This window comes from Pseudomonas sp. FG6 (assembly GCF_057809015.1).
The window spans coordinates 23,390-41,263 of sequence record NZ_JBMDJD010000032.1; the positions used below are offsets into that span (position 1 = coordinate 23,390).

Below are 17,874 nucleotides of genomic sequence, written 5' to 3' on the forward strand. Positions count from 1 at the left end.
TATGGATATCGGGATGATTCGTGGCCTGGGCACCGTTGTCGTGATGGTGGCCTTCGTTGGCCTGGCGCTGTGGGTGTTCAGCCCCAAGCGCAAGTCGGAGTTTGACGACGCGACCTTGTTGCCGTTCGCGGATGATCCCGAAGCCATCAAGCACGTCGAGCAAGCTTCTAGGAGTAACAAAGAATGACTACATTCTGGAGTCTGTACGTCACAGTCCTCAGCCTGGGAACGATCTTCTCCCTGACCTGGCTGCTGCTGTCGACCCGCAAGGGCCAGCGCGCCGAGCAAACGGACGAGACGGTCGGCCACTCGTTCGACGGGATCGAGGAGTACGACAACCCGCTGCCGAAATGGTGGTTCATGCTGTTTGTGGGCACCATCGTGTTCGCCCTCGGCTACCTGGCGCTCTACCCTGGCCTGGGCAACTGGAAAGGCCTGCTGCCTGGCTATAACTACCTGGACACCGAAAAGCAGACCGCCTTCGCCAATGGCCAGAGCGGCTGGACCGGCGTTCACGAGTGGGAAAAGGAAATGGCCCGTTCGGACGCCAAGTTTGGTCCGATCTTCGCCAAGTTCGCTTCCATGCCGATCGAAGAAGTCGCCAAGGACCCGCAAGCCCTGAAGATGGGCGGCCGCCTGTTCGCCTCCAACTGCTCGGTCTGCCACGGCTCCGACGCCAAGGGCGCCTATGGTTTCCCTAACCTGACCGATGCCGACTGGCGCTGGGGCGGCGAGCCGGAAACCATCAAGACCACCATCATGGGCGGTCGTCACGCCGTGATGCCGGGCTGGGCTGCCGTGATCGGCGAGCAAGGCGTTGCCGACGTCGCTTCCTACCTGGTGACTGGCCTGCACGGTCGCAAACTGCCGGAAGGCGCCAAGGCCGATCCGGCCAACGGCCAGAAACTGTTCGCCGCCAACTGCGTGGCCTGCCACGGCCCAGCGGGCAAAGGCACGCCAGCCATGGGCGCACCTGACCTGACGCACCCGGTGGCGTTCATCTACGGCTCGAGCTTCGCGCAGCTGCAGCAGACCATCCGCTACGGTCGCCAAGGCCAGATGCCGGCCCAGGCCGACCTGCAAGGCAACGACAAGGTCCACCTGCTGGCGGCCTATGTCTACAGCCTGTCCCACGGCGAAAAGGCTCCGGCCGCTAACGCCCAGTAAGACAAGCACCTGATACACGAAAGGCCCCGCCAATCCGATTGGCGGGGCCTTTTTTATTTACCGCGTCTTGCAACTGACCGGCGCGACTTGCCGCCCAACCACACCAGTAGTAACGTGCCTACATTCGCTTTCAATGTGGGGCACCGTCATGTCTATCACCACCCTCTCCAGCCGCGAGTTCAACCACGACACAAGTGGTGCCAAAAAAGCCACCCGCGAAGGGCCGGTTATCATCACCGACCGTGGCAAGCCAGCCCATGTACTGCTAAGCATTGAGGAGTACCAGAAACTGACCGGCAGCCAAGCCAGCATCGTCGAGTTACTGGTCATACCCGATGCGCCGGACATCGATTTCGATACCGAGCGCGCCATCATCACTCCTCGCTCGGTGGACCTGTCCTGAATGTTTTTACTCGACACCAACGTCATATCGGAACTGCGCAAACCGCAGGCCGATAAAAACGTCCAAGCCTGGGCCCGCAGCGTCCCCTCCCCCAGTCTGTATGTCTCGGCGATCACCGTGCTGGAACTGGAAACCGGCGTACTGCGCTTCGAACGCAAGGACCCGACGCAAGGCAGTCGCCTGCGGGCATGGCTGGACAATCACGTGATGCCGGCGTTCGCCGGGCGGATCCTGGCGGTGGACCGCGCCGTCGCGCTGCGTTACGCGCGCCTGCATGTACCCGATCGCAATGCCTTGATTGCCGCCACGGCCCTGGTCCATGGCCTGACCGTGGTGACCCGCAACGTGAGTGATTTTCAAAGCAGTGGCGTGGCACTGCTCAATCCGTGGGTTGGCTGATGCCTATTCGGCAGTCATTACAAGGTGGCCTTTGTGGCGAGGGAGCTTGCTCCCGCTGGCCTGCGTGAAGCAGGCCTCTGCATGCCTTCAGGCAGACCGCATTGCCTGGTGTTACGACTGCTCGGGAGCAAGGCCGGGCAAACCTCAGATCGTGCCCTTCGCTTCGCCGCCGTTATGAAATAGCTATAGTCAATTGATCTGGATCATGACTTGTTACATCCGATACACCATTGTGTCCATGCGCCCAACGCGACCAAAGGTCGCACCCTTGAGCTAGAGCGACAGGCGTATCATTGCGCCACTGCTACACCCCTTCTGACCGTGGCCGGCACGTACTGGCCTCGGCACTTTTCCACTGCCGTGGGATGCAATTGATGAGTAATCAAATTCCGGTACATGACGTCACCCCGCCTGCCAAGGACGCCAACAAGAGCGTCGACCTGTATGCCTCTCGGGAAAAAATCTACACTCGCGCCTTCACCGGCCTGTTCCGCAACCTGCGGATGCTCGGTGGAGCGTTCTTGTTCCTGCTGTACTTCGGTACGGTCTGGCTGAACTGGGGCGGCCATCAGGCCGTCTGGTGGAACCTGCCGGAACGCAAATTCTTCATTTTCGGCGCGACCTTCTGGCCCCAGGATTTCATCCTGCTGTCCGGGATGTTGATCATCGCGGCGTTTGGCCTGTTTTTCATCACCGTCTACGCCGGACGGGTGTGGTGCGGCTATACCTGCCCGCAAAGCGTGTGGACCTGGATCTACATGTGGTGCGAGAAGGTCACCGAAGGCGACCGCAACCAGCGCATCAAGCTCGACAAGGCACCCATGAGCGCCAACAAGTTCGTGCGCAAATTCGCCAAGCACAGCCTGTGGCTGCTGATCGGCTTCGTCACCGGCATGACCTTCGTCGGGTACTTCACGCCGATCCGCGAGCTGATATTCGAGTTCTTCACCGGCCAGGCCGATGGCTGGTCGTATTTCTGGGTCGGTTTCTTCACCCTCGCCACCTACGGCAACGCCGGCTGGTTGCGCGAGCAGGTGTGCATCTACATGTGCCCTTATGCACGCTTTCAAAGCGTGATGTTCGACAAGGACACACTGATCGTTTCCTATGACCCGCGTCGCGGCGAGAGCCGGGGCCCACGCAAGAAAGGCGTCGACTACAAGGCCCTTGGCCTGGGGGATTGCATCGACTGCACCATGTGCGTCCAGGTCTGCCCCACCGGCATCGACATCCGCGATGGCTTGCAGATCGAGTGCATCGGCTGCGCGGCCTGCATCGACGCCTGCGACAACATCATGGACAAGATGGATTACCCACGCGGCCTGATCAGCTACACCACCGAACACAACCTGTCGGGGCAGAAAACCCATAAACTGCGCCCACGCCTGATCGGCTATGCCCTGGTATTGCTGGCGATGATCAGCCTGCTGGTGACCGCATTCTTCATGCGTTCGCTGGTGGGGTTCGATGTCAGCAAGGACCGCGTGCTGTATCGCGAGAACGCCGAAGGCCGGATCGAGAACGTCTACAGCCTGAAGATCATGAACAAGGACCAGCGCGACCACACCTACCTGTTGGACGCCACCGGCCTGCCCGATCTCAAGCTGCAAGGCCGACGGGAAATCAAGGTCGCGGCCGGAGACATCTTCAGCCAGCCGGTTGAACTGTCCAGTGCACCGGACCAACTGCCGTCGAGCACCAACGAGGTGACGTTCATCCTCAAGGATGCCGATGACAACAGCGTCCATGTCGAAGCCAAGAGCCGATTCATCGGCCCACAATCGCGTTGAGAGAACAGAACATGCCTGCAGCAACCGCCACCAGCCCTTGGTACAAGCACCTCTGGCCGTGGATCATTATCGGGATCCTGACCTGCTCGGTGACGCTGAGCCTGACGATGGTGACCATTGCGGTGAACAACCCGGACAACCTGGTCAATGACAACTACTACGAGGCCGGCAAGGGCATCAACCGCTCCCTGGAGCGCGAGCTGCTGGGCCAGAGCCTGCAATTGCATGCCAACGTGCAACTGGACGAGATCACCGGGGAAGTGAACCTGCGCCTGAGCGGCAACAGCCGTCCGCAGACCGTGGAACTGAGCCTGATTTCACCGACCCAGCCGGAAAAGGACCGCAAGATCGTCCTGGCTCGCAATGACAGCGAGCCGGGGCGCTACGTTGGGCAACTGGCGGACAAGATCGAAGGCCGGCGTTTCGTCGAGCTGCTGGGTGCGGAAAACGGCAAGACCTGGCGCCTGTTCGAAGAAGAACAGGTCAACCCCGGCCAGGACATCCTGCTCGGCGACGAGCCGTTGCAAGGTGCTGAGGACCTGAAAAAATAAGCTGCTTTTCTGTGGCGAGGGAGCTTGCTCCCGCTGGGCCGGGCTGGCGCTCCAGCGCGAAGCGGCCCTAAAATCTGCATCCTGGCGCGGTCAGGTTCCATGGTGTCGGCGGCCTTGGTCCTGCTACGCAGGCCAGCGGGAGCAAGCTCCCTCGCCACCAAAGTGCCCTCACTGTTAGCAAGCTCCTTCAGCCAAAGGCCTTCACGCCACCACCATGACCACGCCCCAGCCCTGCTACCACTGCGCCCTGCCCGTCCCCCCTGGCAGTCGCTTCACCACCGTAGTCCTTGGTGAAACCCGCGAACTGTGCTGCCCGGGCTGCCAGGCAGTGGCCGAGGCCATTGTCGCTGGCGGCCTGGAAAGTTATTACCAGCATCGCAGTGAAGCATCGGCCAACCCTGAAACCCTGCCTGTCCAATTGACCGATGAACTGGCGCTGTACGACCGTCCGGACGTGCAGCAGTCGTTCGTGCGCCACGAGGGCGATCTGGCCGAAACCACCTTGCTGATGGAAGGGATCAGTTGCGCCGCCTGCGGCTGGCTGATCGAAAAACAACTGCGCAGCCTGCCGGCCGTGGCCGAGGCGCGATTGAACCTCTCCAACCATCGGCTGCATGTGCGCTGGGCCGACGCTCAGTTGCCGCTGAGCACGCTGCTCGCCGAATTGCGCCAGATCGGCTACGTCGCCCACCCCTACCAGGCCGACCAGGCCTGCGAGCAACTGGCCGCGCAGAACCGCCTGGCCCTGCGTCAACTGGGCGTGGCCGGGCTGCTGTGGTTCCAGGCGATGATGGCAACCATGGCCACCTGGCCGGAATTCAACATCGACCTGAGCCCGCAGATGCACACCATCCTGCGCTGGGTCGCCCTGTTCCTGACCACGCCGATCGTGTTCTACAGCTGCGCACCGTTCTTCAAAGGCGCCATGCGCGATCTGCGCACCCGCCACCTGACCATGGACGTTTCCGTGTCCCTGGCGATCGGCAGTGCCTACATCGCCGGGATCTGGACGTCGATCACCGGCGTCGGCGAGTTGTATTTCGACGCCGTGGGCATGTTCGCCCTGTTCCTGCTGACCGGCCGATACCTCGAACGTCGAGCCCGGGAGCGCACCGCCGCCGCGACCGCCCAACTGGTCAATCTGTTGCCCGCTTCGTGCCTTCGCCTGGAAGACAACGGCCAGAGCGAACGCATCCTGCTCAGCGAGTTGCGCACCGGCGACCGGGTGCTGGTCCATCCCGGGGCGGTCCTGCCGGCCGATGGCAAGATCCTCGACGGGCAGTCCAGCATCGACGAATCGTTGCTGACCGGCGAATACCTGCCACAGCCGCGCCAAGTGGGCGATGCGGTCACCGCAGGCACCCTGAACGTCGAAGGCGCCTTGACGGTCGAGGTGCTGGCCCTCGGGCAAGACACTCGCCTGTCGGCCATCGTGCGGCTGTTGGAACGGGCCCAGGCCGAGAAGCCACGGCTGGCGGAAATTGCCGACCGGGCCGCGCAATGGTTCCTGCTGTTTTCTTTGGTCGCAGCGGCAGCCATTGGCCTGTTGTGGTGGCAACTGGATGCGTCCCGGGCGTTTTGGATCGTACTGGCGATGCTGGTCGCCACCTGCCCTTGCGCGTTGTCCCTGGCAACGCCGACCGCCCTCACCGCCGCCACCGGCACCCTGCACAAGCTCGGCCTGCTGCTGACCCGCGGCCATGTGCTGGAAGGCCTGAACCAGATCGACACGGTGATTTTCGACAAGACCGGCACCCTCACCGAAGGCCGCCTGGCGTTACGCAGCATCCGGCCGCTGGCAGCGCTGGACAGCGCGCAATGCCTGGGCTTGGCGGCCGCGTTGGAAAACCGTTCCGAACACCCCATAGCCCGCGCGTTTGGCCGCGCCCCCTTGGCCGCCGAGCAAGTGCAGAGCAGCCCTGGACTGGGGCTCGAAGGCTTGGTGGGTGAGCAGCGCCTGCGCATTGGCCAGCCCGGCTTCGTTTGTGAACTCAGCGGCGCAGCGATACCGTCGATGCCGGACGAACCCGGACAGTGGCTGTTGCTGGGCGATGATCACGGGCCGTTGGCCTGGTTCGTCCTCGACGACCGCTTGCGCACCGATGCACCGAAGCTGCTGGCGGCTTGCCGGGCTCGGGGCTGGAAAACGCTGTTGCTGTCGGGCGACAGCTCGCCGATGGTCGCCAGCGTCGCCGCCGAACTGGGCATCGACGAGGCCCGGGGCGGCCTGCGCCCGGACGACAAGCTGGCCGTGCTCCAGGCGCTGCACCAACAAGGTCGCAAAGTGCTGATGCTCGGCGATGGAGTGAACGACGTGCCGGTGCTGGCAGCGGCGGACATCAGCGTGGCCATGGGCTCGGCGACCGACCTTGCCAAGACCAGCGCCGACGCCGTGCTGCTGTCCAATCGCCTCGACGCGCTGATCCATGCCTTCAACCTCGCCCGCCGCACCCGCCGGGTGATCATCGAGAACCTGGCGTGGGCGGCGCTGTACAATGGCCTCATGTTGCCGTTCGCCGCCCTCGGCTGGATTACGCCAGTGTGGGCAGCGGTCGGCATGTCCATCAGTTCGTTGACCGTGGTGCTGAATGCCCTGAGGCTGACTCGCCAGCCCAAGGCACAGGCGCTCGACGCCACGCCCGATACCCGTCCGCTGCCGGCCTGAGCCGCGCGGGCCTGGAGTTACGCCATGCCAGCTCTTTATGTGATGATCCCGGCCGCCCTGCTGATCGTGGCCATCGCTGTCTACATCTTCTTCTGGGCCGTGGACAGCGGCCAGTACGACGACCTCGACGGCCCGGCCCACAGCATCCTGTTCGACGACCAAGACCCCAACCACAAGGCGGCCGTGGACGAGGCCCGCGGCGAGGCCCATGGCCCGGACGACAAGGCGCCGCCCCATGCTTGATCTGGCGCCTTTGCTGGTTTCAGCGCTCATCCTCGGCTTGTTGGGGGGCGGCCATTGCCTGGGCATGTGCGGCGGCCTGATGGGCGCCCTGACCCTGGCAATTCCCAAGGAACAGCGCAATCGGCGCCTGCGACTGCTGCTGGCGTACAACCTGGGGCGAATCCTGAGCTACGCCACCGCCGGGTTGCTGATCGGCCTGGCGGGCTGGGCCGTCGCCAACAGCCCGGGAGCGATGATCATGCGGGTGCTGGCCGGTCTGCTGCTGATCGCCATGGGCCTGTACCTGGCGGGCTGGTGGAGCGGCCTGACCCGCATCGAAGGTGTCGGTCGCGGCTTGTGGCGACATATCCAGCCCATCGCCAACCGCTTGCTGCCGGTGTCGAGCCTGCCCCGGGCCTTGCTGCTCGGTGCACTGTGGGGCTGGTTGCCGTGCGGATTGGTCTACAGCACCCTGCTGTGGTCCGCCAGCCAAGGCAATGCCCTGGACAGCGCGCTGCTGATGCTCGCCTTCGGCCTCGGCACCTGGCCCGTGCTGCTCGCCACCGGCCTGGCCGCCGAACGCATCACCGCCCTGCTGCGCAAGCGTAGCGTGCGCATGGCCGGTGGGTTGCTGGTGATCATTTTCGGAATCTGGACGCTGCCGGGGCCGCATCAGCATTGGCTCATGGGGCATTGACCGAGTAGCCCCCCATCAACTGTGGGAGCCAAGCTTGCTCGCGACAGCGGTGGATCGGTTGACACCCTTGTTGAATGTGCCGCCGTCATCGCGAGCAAGCTTTGCTCCCACAGGCCAGACCGGCCCAACCCCACCCCCGTTGACACAAATCAAAACCACCCCGCGCCGCCGCCCCTAGACTCGCGTCTATGCCAGCCTATCCGGGGAACGCCCGCATGCTCGACGCCATTCGTTGGGACCCAGACTTGATCCGCCGCTACGACCTGGCGGGACCACGCTACACCTCGTACCCAACCGCAGCGCAATTCGGCAGCCAAGTGGGCACCTTCGACGTTTTGCATGCCCTGCGCGAAAGCCGCAAGGCCGCGCGACCGCTGTCGCTGTACGTGCACATCCCCTTCTGCGCGAACATTTGCTACTACTGCGCCTGCAACAAGGTCATCACCAAGGACCGCGGTCGTGCCCACGCCTACCTGCAACGCCTGGAACAGGAAATCCAACTGATCGGCTGCCACCTGGACCCAACCCAGCGCGTCGAGCAACTGCACCTGGGCGGCGGCACCCCGACATTCCTCAGCCATGACGAGCTGCGCCAGTTGATGGCCAGGTTGCGCAAGGACCTGAACCTGCTGGATGACGACTCTGGCGACTACAGCATAGAAATCGACCCGCGCGAAGCCGACTGGTCGACCATGGGTCTGCTGCGGGAACTGGGCTTCAATCGGGTCAGCATCGGCCTGCAAGACCTGGATCCGGCCGTCCAGCGTGCGGTCAACCGCCTGCAAAGCCTGGACGAGACCCGCGCCGTGATCGATGCAGCCCGAACCCTGCAGTTCCGCTCGATCAACATCGACCTGATCTATGGCTTGCCCAAGCAGACCCCGGAAAGCTTTGCCCGCACCATCGAGGAAGTCATCCATCTGCAGCCCGACCGCCTTTCGGTGTTCAACTACGCCCACCTGCCGGAACGCTTCCAGCCCCAGCGGCGCATCAACAGCCAGGAACTGCCGAACCCCGAGCAGAAACTGGCAATGCTCCAAGGCACCCTCGAACAGCTGACCGCCGCCGGTTATCGTTACATCGGCATGGATCACTTCGCCCTGCCTGACGACGATCTGGCGATCGCCCAGGAAGAAGGCACCCTGCAACGCAACTTCCAGGGCTATACCACCCACGGCCACTGCGACCTGATCGGCCTCGGCGTTTCAGCCATCAGCCAGATCGGTGATGTGTACTGCCAGAACAGCAGCGACCTGCCCCATTACCAGAGCACCTTGGCCGACGGCCAACTGGCGACCAGTCGCGGGCTGCTGTGCAATGCCGACGACCGCCTGCGGCGCGCGGTGATCCAGCAGTTGATCTGTCACTTCCACCTGCCATTCAGCGATATCGAGCAAACCTTCAACATCGATTTCCGTGGATATTTCGCTGCTCTGTGGCCGCAGCTACAGGCCATGGCCGAAGACGGGCTGATCGAACTCCAGGACAGCCACATCACGGTGCGGCCTGCAGGACACCTGCTGGTGCGGTCGGTCTGCATGGTGTTCGACGCGTATCTGGACCAGCACGAACGGCAGCGCTTCTCCCGCGTGATCTAAGCGCGACAATTTGACGATCAAACCGTACTGGCCGGACTTCCTGTGCTGGGTTACCCTTACGCACCATGCGTGTTTTCCCACAAGGATTAAAGAAATGTCCGAGCCCGTCAAATTGCGCTCTCACAGTCAGGCTCACTGCAAGGATTGCAGCCTGGCGCCCCTTTGCCTGCCACTTTCGTTGAATCTGGAGGACATGGACGCGCTGGACGAGATCGTCAAACGGGGCCGCCCGCTGAAAAAAGGTGAGTTCCTGTTCCGTCAGGGCGACACCTTCGATTCGGTGTATGCCGTGCGCTCGGGCGCCTTGAAGACCTTCAACCTGAGCGACAGCGGCGAAGAGCAGCTCACGGGTTTCCATTTGCCCAGCGAGCTGGTCGGTCTGTCGGGCATGGACACCGAGATCCATCCGGTCTCGGCACAGGCGCTGGAAACCACGTCGGTGTGCGAAATTCCCTTCGATCGCCTCGATGAGCTCGCACTGCAATTGCCACAGCTGCGTCGCCAGCTGATGCGCGTGATGAGCCGCGAAATCCGCGACGACCAGCAGATGATGCTGCTGCTCTCGAAAAAGACCGCCGACGAGCGCATCGCCACGTTCCTGGTCAACCTCTCGGCACGCTTCCGCGCCCGTGGTTTCTCGGCCAACCAGTTCCGCCTGAGCATGTCGCGCAACGAGATCGGCAACTACCTGGGCCTGGCGGTGGAAACCGTATCTCGCGTGTTCACCCGCTTCCAGCAGAACGAACTGATCGCCGCCGAAGGCAAGGAAATCCGTATTATCGACCCGATCCAGCTCTGCGCCCTGGCCGGCGGCGCGCTCGAAGCCTGATACACCCCGCGCGGCACAGGGACGCCGAGGTGTCCCCGCCGCGTTATACTGCCGCGCTCGTAGCCCTGCCAGGACACCTCCACGATGGTCTTTGACTCCTTCGACATCAAATCCCTGATTCGCCCCGTGATCGATTTTCCGAAGCCGGGCGTGATCTTTCGCGACATTACCCCGCTCTTCCAATCCCCGACGGCCCTGCGCCTGGTGATGGACAGCTTCGCCCACCGCTACGTCGAGGCCGAGTTCACGCACATCGGCGCGATGGATGCGCGTGGGTTCCTGATCGGCTCGATCCTGGCCTACCAACTGAACAAGCCGCTGGTGCTGTTCCGCAAACAAGGCAAGCTGCCGGCGGACGTCCTGGCCGAGGGTTACCAGACCGAATACGGCGAAGCCTTCCTTGAAGTGCACGCCGACAGCCTGTGTGAGGGGGACTCGGTGGTGATGTTCGATGACCTGATCGCCACCGGTGGCACGCTGATCGCCGCCGCCAACCTGATCCGCCGCATGGGCGCCAAGGTTCATGAAGCGGCGGCGATCATCGACTTGCCAGAGTTGCTGGGCTCGCAGCGCTTGGAAGACATGGGCATTCCCACGTTCTGCCTGACGCAGTTCTCGTTGAGCGAGCGATAACCCACAAACACTGCTCCCACAGGTTTTTTCGGCGGCTGTTAGAGCGTGATCGGCTTGCGCCCGGCAAACGAATGCGCCAGCGTCCCGCCGTCCACCAGCTCAAGCTCCCCACCCAACGGTACGCCGTGGGCGATGCGGGAGGCGATCAGGCCCTTGTTGTTCAGCAACTGGGCGATGTAGTGGGCGGTGGCTTCGCCTTCGACCGTCGGGTTCGTGGCCAGGATGACTTCCGTGAAGGTGCCCGCCTCCTCGATCCGCGTCATCAGCTGAGGAATGCCAATGGCCTCCGGCCCGAGGCCGTCGAGCGGTGACAGATGTCCCTTGAGCACGAAATAACGACCACGAAAACCGGTCTGCTCCACGGCATACACATCCATCGGCCCTTCCACGACACACAAGAGGCTGTCGTCGCGACGCGCATCGGCGCATTGCGGGCAAAGCTCCTCTTCGGTGAGGGTGCGGCACAAACGGCAATGGCCCACCCCTTCCATGGCCTGGCTCAAGGCCTGGGCCAGGCGCGAACCGCCGCTGCGATCCCGCTCGAGCAATTGCAACGCCATGCGCTGGGCTGTTTTCTGACCCACGCCCGGCAGTGTTCGCAGGGCGTCGATCAGTTGGCGAATCAAAGGGCTGAAGCTCATGGAGGAAATGTCCGACATAACAACGAGACGCGGTTTATACCCGCGCCTCCGGGCAGCGTCAAATATTCGGGCCGGCTCCCCAGGCACACACAAAAATGCCAGGCGCGATGCCTGGCATTGTGTGTAGCCCATCCCCGGCGGGATGGCGAATCAGAACGGCAGCTTCATGCCCGGTGGCAACTGCATGCCGGCGGTCATGCCGGACATCTTGTCCTGGCTGTTGGCTTCGATCTTGCGCACCGCGTCGTTGACGGCAGCGGCGAACAGGGCCTCGAGCATTTCCTTGTCGTCTTCGCTCAGGCCTTCAACCACGCTTGGGTCGATGCTGACGCGCTTGATGTCGTGACGACCGGTCATGACCACAGTCACCATGTCGCCGCCGGACTTGCCGGTGACTTCGGCGTTGGCCAGTTCTTCCTGCATCTTGGCCATCTTTTCCTGCATCTGCTGCGCCTGCTTCATCAGGCCGGCCATGCCACCTTTCATCATGGGAATCACCTCGAAAGTACTTGGATAAACAACGCGCCCGGCCTACTCGCCCGGCGCCTTCAGTTATGAGCCCTGGGTTACCGGGGCCTCGACAGGTTCGATAGTATCGTGACGGACCACCGCGCCGAACTGCTGCATCATCTGCTGGATGAACGGATCATTGTGAATCGACTCCTCGGCCTCGCGCTGACGGTCGGCGCGACGGCGCGACGCGGCCTGGGCCGGGGTTTCCTGCTCGGGCTTGATCAGCTCGATGCTCAACGTCAGGGTGCGCTGGTGGTACTGGTTCAGCGCTTCGTTGAGGCGCCGCTGCTGGGTCGCGTTGAACAGCGCACTGTGGGCCGGATCCAGGTGCAGCAACCAGTGATCGCCCTCCACGGCAATCAATGTGCAGTTGGCGGCGATGCTGCCGGTCATGCCGGTAATCGGCAATTTCGGAAACAGTTCCAACCATTGCAGCGCAAGCCCCGTGGCGGGCATCGCCGCCGGCTCAGGCTCGGGCTCCGCAGCCGGCTCGGCCGCGTGTTCGCTGGCCAGGTCGTCCAGATAGCTGTAGGCCGAATCCATGTCCGGCTCGATGTAGTCCTCGTCCAGCGGCGGCTCATCGTCCAGGTCCATGCCGGGCGTGGCGGCATCGACGTCAGCCACGGTCGGCTCGGGCATGGGCGCGGCGACCCACTCAGGTGCATCCGGGACCACGCTATCGGGTGTCGGCAGCGGCATCGGTGGCAGGTCGGGCTGCTCGGCCGCAATTTCCAATACTGGCTCTACGGGCGGCTGGACGATCAAGGTCTCGACCGGGTCGTTCCAGGGCAGGTCGATGACCTCTTCAGCCACAGCTTCAGCCACAGGCTCGGGAAGCGGCTCAGGCTCGGGGGCCGGGACGACAGGGGCCGGGGCCGGCTGCGCCGCAGGCGGCGTAACGGGAACTGGAGTCACTGCCGGCGCAACGACGGGCGCGGCAGCCACTGGCTTGGCGGAATCAGCTGTGGCCTGGCTGATCCCCACTGGCTTTAACGTTTGCCTCGGGGCATCCGCCGTGTCGGCAGGCCGGAACGCCAGCATCCGCAGCAACACCATTTCAAAACCACCGCGCGGATCCGGCGCCAGCGGCAAATCGCGACGGCCTATCAGGCCCATCTGGTAATAGAACTGAACGTCCTCGGCCGGCAGTGCCTGGGCCAGGGCCAGCACGCGCTCACGGTCGCCGTGGCCATTGTCGACCCCTTCCGGCAAGGCCTGGGCGATGGCGACACGGTGCAGCACGTTGAGGATCTCCGAGAGCACGCCACTCCAGTCCGGCCCTTGCTCGGCCAGGTGACGCACGGCTTCGAGCAGCGCCTTGGCGTCACCCTCGATCAGTGCATGCAGCACGTCGTAGACCTGGCCGTGGTCGAGGGTCCCGAGCATGGCCCGCACATCGGCCGCCAAGACCTTGCCCTCACCGAAGGCAATGGCTTGGTCGGTCAGGCTCATGGCGTCACGCATCGAACCGTCGGCAGCCCGACCCAGCAGCCACAGCGCGTCATCTTCGAACGGCACGTTCTCGACGCCCAGTACATGGGTCAAATGCTCGACCACCCGCTCCGGCGTCATGTTCTTCAGAGAGAACTGCAGGCAGCGGGACAGAATCGTTGCAGGAAGTTTCTGCGGATCCGTGGTCGCCAGGATGAACTTGACGTAGGGCGGTGGCTCTTCGAGGGTCTTGAGCAGCGCATTGAAGGAATGGCTGGAGAGCATGTGCACTTCGTCGATCAGGTAGACCTTGAAGCGCCCACGGCTCGGGGCGTACTGCACGTTATCGAGCAGCTCGCGGGTGTCTTCGACCTTGGTGCGGCTGGCGGCGTCGATCTCGATCAGGTCGACGAAACGCCCCTCGTCGATTTCCCGGCAGACCGAACACTCGCCACACGGGGTCGAGGTAATGCCGGTTTCGCAGTTCAGGCACTTGGCGATGATCCGCGCAATGGTCGTCTTGCCCACGCCACGGGTACCGGTGAACAGGTAGGCGTGGTGCAGCCGCTGGCTGTCCAAGGCATTGATCAGAGCCTTGAGCACATGGGTCTGGCCGACCATTTCGCGGAACGAGCGCGGACGCCATTTACGTGCAAGAACCTGATAACTCATCGAAAACCATCGCCACTGGAAAGCAGAAGCGGCTAATGCTAGCGGAGCAAGGGCGAAATTGCATCCGGTGTGCTCGTCTAATCTGACTAAGCTTGGATCCTGAGGCTCGTTGTCGACACTTTTTTCATCGTCAGGAGAGTTTATGCGCTCGGCCATGGGGGCATTGCTGTTACTGGGTACCGGCTGCTTCGCCGAGGAAGTGCCATTGCGTTTCGCCATCACCGACGGCTGGGCCATGCCCATGGTGCAGATCGAACGAGGTCGCCCAACCCAAGGCATTCTGCCCGACATCATGCTCAGCCTGGCGACCCGGATGGGTACGCCGGCCCAATTTCACGTGCTGTCCCGCGCCCGGCTGGACGGCGCGATGCAACAAGGCGAAGTCGACATCCGTTGCTACGTCTCTCCCGATTGGGTGGCCAACCGTGGCGACTACCTGTGGAGTGTGCCGCTGTTCTTTCAACGCGACCTGCTCGTTGGTTCGCCCAGCGCGCCGCCGACGGTTTCGCTCAAGACCCTGGAGCCGCAACCCATTGGCACCATGCTCAGCTATGCCTACCCCACCTTGCAGCCACTGTTCGACAGCGGCCACCTGCGGCGCGACGATGCCCGCAGCCAGGATCAAGTGCTGGCCAAGCTGCTGGCCGGGCGCTATCGCTATGGGGTGAGCAACCAGTGGGCACTGGACTGGTTCAACCAACGACACACCGCCGACCGGCAATTGCACAGCGTGGCCGTTCTCCAGGAACAGGAACTGAGTTGCTACCTACGCAACGACCCCAGGCTGGCGACCCAACGCATCTTGCGCATGTAGGAGGAAATGAAGGCATCCGGAGAGATCGACGCGATCATCCAGCTCTATACCGGACGCAACGCGGTGTCGGAAGTCGAGGCCGCTTCCCCCTGAAGACCTGCGCGCTGTCGCCACTGCGGCGGCAGCACGAACTCCCTCACCCAGCCCGGAATCCGCTCGGGCGGCATGGGCCGGGCGATGAAATAGCCTTGGGCAACCTCGCAGCCCAGGCGCAACAGCAATTGCCCATGCTCAAGGCTGTCCAAACCCTCGGCAACGACCTCGCGGCCAAACGCCCGGGCCAGGCCGATGATCGCTTCAGTCAGCGCCAGGTCATCACGGTCATTGAGGATATCGCGGACAAAGGTCTTGTCGATCTTGATGGTCTGCGTGCGCAGGTGCTTGAGATCCTTGAGGGAACAGTAGCCCGTGCCGAAGCCCCCCAGCGAGAACCCTACGCCAAGGGCCTGGCATGCCTTGAGGCAAGCGCTGACGTGCGCCAGGTTTTCCACGGCGACGGACTCGACGATCTGCAGGTCCAACAGGCGCGGCGACACCACCGAATGCCGCTCCAGCACATGCCGCAGACGCTCGACGAAATCCGTGCGCTGAAAATGCCGCGCCGAAATATTGATGCTCACCGGCCAGCCCTGCCCCACCCGCTGCCACCGCTGCAATTGGCCCAGGACCCGCTCCATGACCCACTCGCCGATATCGACAATCAGGTCGGTCTCCTCCACCAGCGGCAAAAACTCCCGAGGCGGTACCAGGCCTCGTTGCGGATGCTTCCAACGCAACAGTGCCTCAAGGCCCACCACGGCGCCGCTGCGCATGTTGACCTTGGGCTGGAAATGCAGCCGCAGCTCGTTCTCCAGCAATGCCTGACGAACCCGCTCGACAGACTGATAGGTAGCTCGCACTTCCCTGTCACGAGACACATCGAACAAATGGTAGCGATTGCGACCACTCTGCTTGGCCACGTACATGGCCTGGTCGGCGTGGCGCAACAAGGTGTCGGCGTCTTCGTTGTCATCCGGGAACAACGTGACGCCGACGCTGGCAAACACCTTGATGGCCTTGCCGTTGATGGCGTAAGGCATGGAAACCCCCATCAACACCCGGTTTAACGCAGCATGCAACTCCTCCAGCCCTCGCACGTGGCGCAACACCAGCACGAACTCGTCCCCCGCCAGCCGTGCCACCACGTCTTCGCCGCGCACAATGCTGCGCAGGCGCCTGGCAACCTCCACCAGCAACTGATCCCCGCTGGCGTGGCCGTGGCCGTCGTTGACGGCCTTGAAACCGTCCAGGTCGAGCATGCACACCGCCAAGGGGAAACGCTCCTCGCGGGAGAACGCCAGGGACTGGTCCAGCAGATCGGACAGATAGGTGCGATTGGGCAACCCGGTCAATACGTCATGCCCAACCCGCCACTGCAACGAATGCAGCAGTTGGCGCTTCTCACTGACGTCAAAGCGAATCGCCAAGTAGCGCTCAGTGCGCCCGGACGCTTCGTCGATCACGGGCACCAGGGTGGTATCGACCCAGTGCAACGTACCGTCCTTGGCCCGGTTACAGATTTCCCCTTTCCAGACCTGCCCCAATGAGAGGCTGCGCCACATGCCGGCGAAAAACTCTTCCGGGTGGTGGCCGGAGTTGATCAGACGGTGATTGGCCCCCAGCAATTCATCGCGCCGGTAGCCGAAAAGGTGACAGAACTGGTCGTTGACGTAGGTAATGCGCCCGTCAAGATCGGTTTCGGAAAAAATCGCGGCGGCGTCAACGGCTCTTCGGTACTTCTTATCCATCGAAGCATTCATCCATGAGTCAGGCTCATTAGTCGCGCGCGGTTGCACCGCCTTCAGAAAAGGCGAAAATCAACTAGGCTCAAACACCTTGGGAAAAGCTGAGAACAGCTTGGCAAGTGCTATCGGAGGGCACCGAGCCAACGCGGCAAGGACGCCAAGTCCAATCTTTTCGCTTAGAACCAGGCCACCGAACGCCCGTGCCAGAGGCCGATTCTACGAAACACATCACACTTTGCAAAGTAAGGTGATGGATTGCGCGGTTGCCTAATGCAAAAATCTATCGTTAAGTTCTTGATTCTAAATGGGAATTAAGCGATGCAAATTTCAAGTTTGGGTCCAGCCATCAGACGCTACCGTAAAGTAGCAGGGCTTACTCAGGCTGAACTTGGCGAAAAAACCGGTTTTGACCCCAAAACCATCAGCCGCTTCGAAACCGGTACCTACACTCCCAGCGTGGAGGCTTTGTCCTTGCTTGCTGGCGCACTGGAGGTACAACTCAAAGCGTTCTTTGCCAACATGACCGATGAAGATGAACAGCGGGCGTACCTGTTCGGCGTCATACACAAAGCCACCCCGACAGATCTGGGCAAGCTGATCGCAGCGGTTGACCAGGCGCTGTCCAAGCCTTGATACAGGCCTGAGAAAGAGGATGGGGTCTGTCCGTACCGTGCGGATCGGGCTCCCGCCAGAATCCGGACAGCAGAAAGCCTCGATCGAGGATCGACCGGTAAACAAAAAGAAATAAAAGATTTTGAAAGACCTTGCGAATGAAGGCCTGGGCGTTATGGAGGCGACCCCACCAGCCACACCCCGGCACACAATGTTCCCGCTGTGGCTGCTTCCTTCCGGATCTGACCAGGTTCACGGGTAATCGTTGCGGGGGGACCGATGGGGTCACCATAACGACGCTCGCCAGTCGGCAAGCCGCGCCATTGTACCTATCTGGCCGGAAGTTACAACCGTTCGTGCCGGATAAAAAAACTGAAGACGTTCAAGCACTTGCTGTAGGAGCAAAGCGTGCTCGCGATGACGTTGCTGCCTTCGACAGCGATGCAGCCAAAG

Annotated in this window: 17 protein-coding genes, 1 other RNA gene and 1 pseudogene; 14 read left to right on the forward strand and 5 right to left on the reverse strand. The window is 62.4% G+C overall.

The window, feature by feature from the left end:
- Position 1: 1 nt before the first annotated feature.
- The 12 genes from ACODSJ_RS19425 (at position 2) to ACODSJ_RS19480 (ending at position 10,954) form a co-directional block, all read left to right on the forward strand.
- Complete coding sequence (locus ACODSJ_RS19425) at positions 2-187, forward strand: cbb3-type cytochrome oxidase subunit 3 (RefSeq protein ID WP_105523028.1); 186 nt, start codon at positions 2-4, stop codon at positions 185-187.
- Positions 184-1,167, forward strand: coding sequence for a cytochrome-c oxidase, cbb3-type subunit III (ccoP, locus tag ACODSJ_RS19430; RefSeq protein ID WP_489103269.1), 984 nt, complete (start codon positions 184-186; stop codon positions 1,165-1,167). The genes ACODSJ_RS19425 and ccoP overlap by 4 nt, the downstream gene beginning before the upstream one ends.
- A gap of 148 nt (positions 1,168-1,315) precedes the next feature.
- Positions 1,316-1,570 carry a type II toxin-antitoxin system Phd/YefM family antitoxin gene (locus ACODSJ_RS19435; RefSeq protein WP_489103270.1) on the forward strand — a complete coding sequence of 85 codons (255 nt, stop codon included), beginning with the start codon at positions 1,316-1,318 and terminating at the stop codon, positions 1,568-1,570.
- Positions 1,571-1,969, forward strand: a complete 399-nt coding sequence (locus tag ACODSJ_RS19440; protein ID WP_489103271.1) for a type II toxin-antitoxin system VapC family toxin — start codon at positions 1,571-1,573, stop codon at positions 1,967-1,969. It abuts the gene before it with no gap.
- 374 nt (positions 1,970-2,343) lie between these two features.
- Positions 2,344-3,759, forward strand: a complete 1,416-nt coding sequence (ccoG, locus tag ACODSJ_RS19445) for a cytochrome c oxidase accessory protein CcoG (RefSeq protein WP_489103272.1) — start codon at positions 2,344-2,346, stop codon at positions 3,757-3,759.
- Positions 3,760-3,770: 11 nt separating this feature from the next.
- Positions 3,771-4,310: a FixH family protein gene (locus tag ACODSJ_RS19450; RefSeq protein WP_489103273.1), complete on the forward strand. Its 540-nt coding sequence runs from the start codon at positions 3,771-3,773 to the stop codon at positions 4,308-4,310.
- 214 nt (positions 4,311-4,524) lie between these two features.
- On the forward strand, positions 4,525-6,975 hold the full coding sequence (locus ACODSJ_RS19455) for a heavy metal translocating P-type ATPase (RefSeq protein ID WP_489103274.1): 2,451 nt from the start codon (positions 4,525-4,527) through the stop codon (positions 6,973-6,975).
- Between the two features lie 24 nt (positions 6,976-6,999).
- A complete protein-coding gene (ccoS, locus tag ACODSJ_RS19460) occupies positions 7,000-7,218 on the forward strand; it encodes a cbb3-type cytochrome oxidase assembly protein CcoS (RefSeq protein ID WP_489103275.1) in 219 nt (72 codons plus the stop codon).
- Entirely contained in the window at positions 7,211-7,894 is a 684-nt protein-coding gene (locus ACODSJ_RS19465) for a sulfite exporter TauE/SafE family protein (protein WP_489103276.1), read from the forward strand. The genes ccoS and ACODSJ_RS19465 overlap by 8 nt, the downstream gene beginning before the upstream one ends.
- Before the next feature lie 215 nt (positions 7,895-8,109).
- Positions 8,110-9,492: an oxygen-independent coproporphyrinogen III oxidase gene (gene hemN / locus ACODSJ_RS19470; protein ID WP_489103277.1), complete on the forward strand. Its 1,383-nt coding sequence runs from the start codon at positions 8,110-8,112 to the stop codon at positions 9,490-9,492.
- A gap of 94 nt (positions 9,493-9,586) precedes the next feature.
- Positions 9,587-10,321, forward strand: coding sequence for a fumarate/nitrate reduction transcriptional regulator Fnr (gene fnr / locus ACODSJ_RS19475; protein ID WP_489103278.1), 735 nt, complete (start codon positions 9,587-9,589; stop codon positions 10,319-10,321).
- An 84-nt stretch (positions 10,322-10,405) separates the two neighbouring features.
- Entirely contained in the window at positions 10,406-10,954 is a 549-nt protein-coding gene (locus ACODSJ_RS19480; protein WP_041020481.1) for an adenine phosphoribosyltransferase, read from the forward strand.
- A gap of 38 nt (positions 10,955-10,992) precedes the next feature.
- Here ACODSJ_RS19480 and recR read toward each other — a convergent pair whose 3' ends face one another.
- The 3 genes from recR to dnaX all read right to left on the reverse strand — a co-directional run bounded on the left by recR (position 10,993) and on the right by dnaX (position 14,211).
- Complete coding sequence (recR, locus tag ACODSJ_RS19485; RefSeq protein WP_489103279.1) at positions 10,993-11,595, reverse strand: recombination mediator RecR; 603 nt, start codon at positions 11,593-11,595, stop codon at positions 10,993-10,995.
- 150 nt (positions 11,596-11,745) lie between these two features.
- The gene (locus tag ACODSJ_RS19490; RefSeq protein ID WP_003183512.1) at positions 11,746-12,084 is read right to left on the reverse strand and encodes a YbaB/EbfC family nucleoid-associated protein; all 339 of its coding nucleotides are present in this window, start codon (positions 12,082-12,084) and stop codon (positions 11,746-11,748) included.
- Positions 12,085-12,147: 63 nt separating this feature from the next.
- Complete coding sequence (gene dnaX, locus ACODSJ_RS19495; protein ID WP_489103280.1) at positions 12,148-14,211, reverse strand: DNA polymerase III subunit gamma/tau; 2,064 nt, start codon at positions 14,209-14,211, stop codon at positions 12,148-12,150.
- Between the two features lie 142 nt (positions 14,212-14,353).
- Between dnaX and ACODSJ_RS19500 the strand changes: the two are divergent.
- Positions 14,354-15,118: pseudogene (locus tag ACODSJ_RS19500) on the forward strand (substrate-binding periplasmic protein).
- On the opposite strand, the gene ACODSJ_RS19505 reads toward ACODSJ_RS19500, so the two are convergent.
- Positions 15,070-16,812 carry a putative bifunctional diguanylate cyclase/phosphodiesterase gene (locus ACODSJ_RS19505; RefSeq protein ID WP_489103281.1) on the reverse strand — a complete coding sequence of 581 codons (1,743 nt, stop codon included), beginning with the start codon at positions 16,810-16,812 and terminating at the stop codon, positions 15,070-15,072. The pseudogene ACODSJ_RS19500 and the gene ACODSJ_RS19505 sit on opposite strands and share 49 nt — an antisense overlap.
- 315 nt (positions 16,813-17,127) lie before the next feature.
- On the opposite strand from ACODSJ_RS19505, the gene ACODSJ_RS19510 reads away from it, so the two are divergent.
- Positions 17,128-17,442, forward strand: a complete 315-nt coding sequence (locus ACODSJ_RS19510) for a helix-turn-helix domain-containing protein (RefSeq protein WP_489103282.1) — start codon at positions 17,128-17,130, stop codon at positions 17,440-17,442.
- A gap of 164 nt (positions 17,443-17,606) precedes the next feature.
- On the opposite strand, the gene ffs is transcribed toward ACODSJ_RS19510, so the two are convergent.
- Positions 17,607-17,703: signal recognition particle sRNA small type (gene ffs, locus ACODSJ_RS19515), an RNA gene on the reverse strand.
- Positions 17,704-17,874 lie beyond the last annotated feature (171 nt).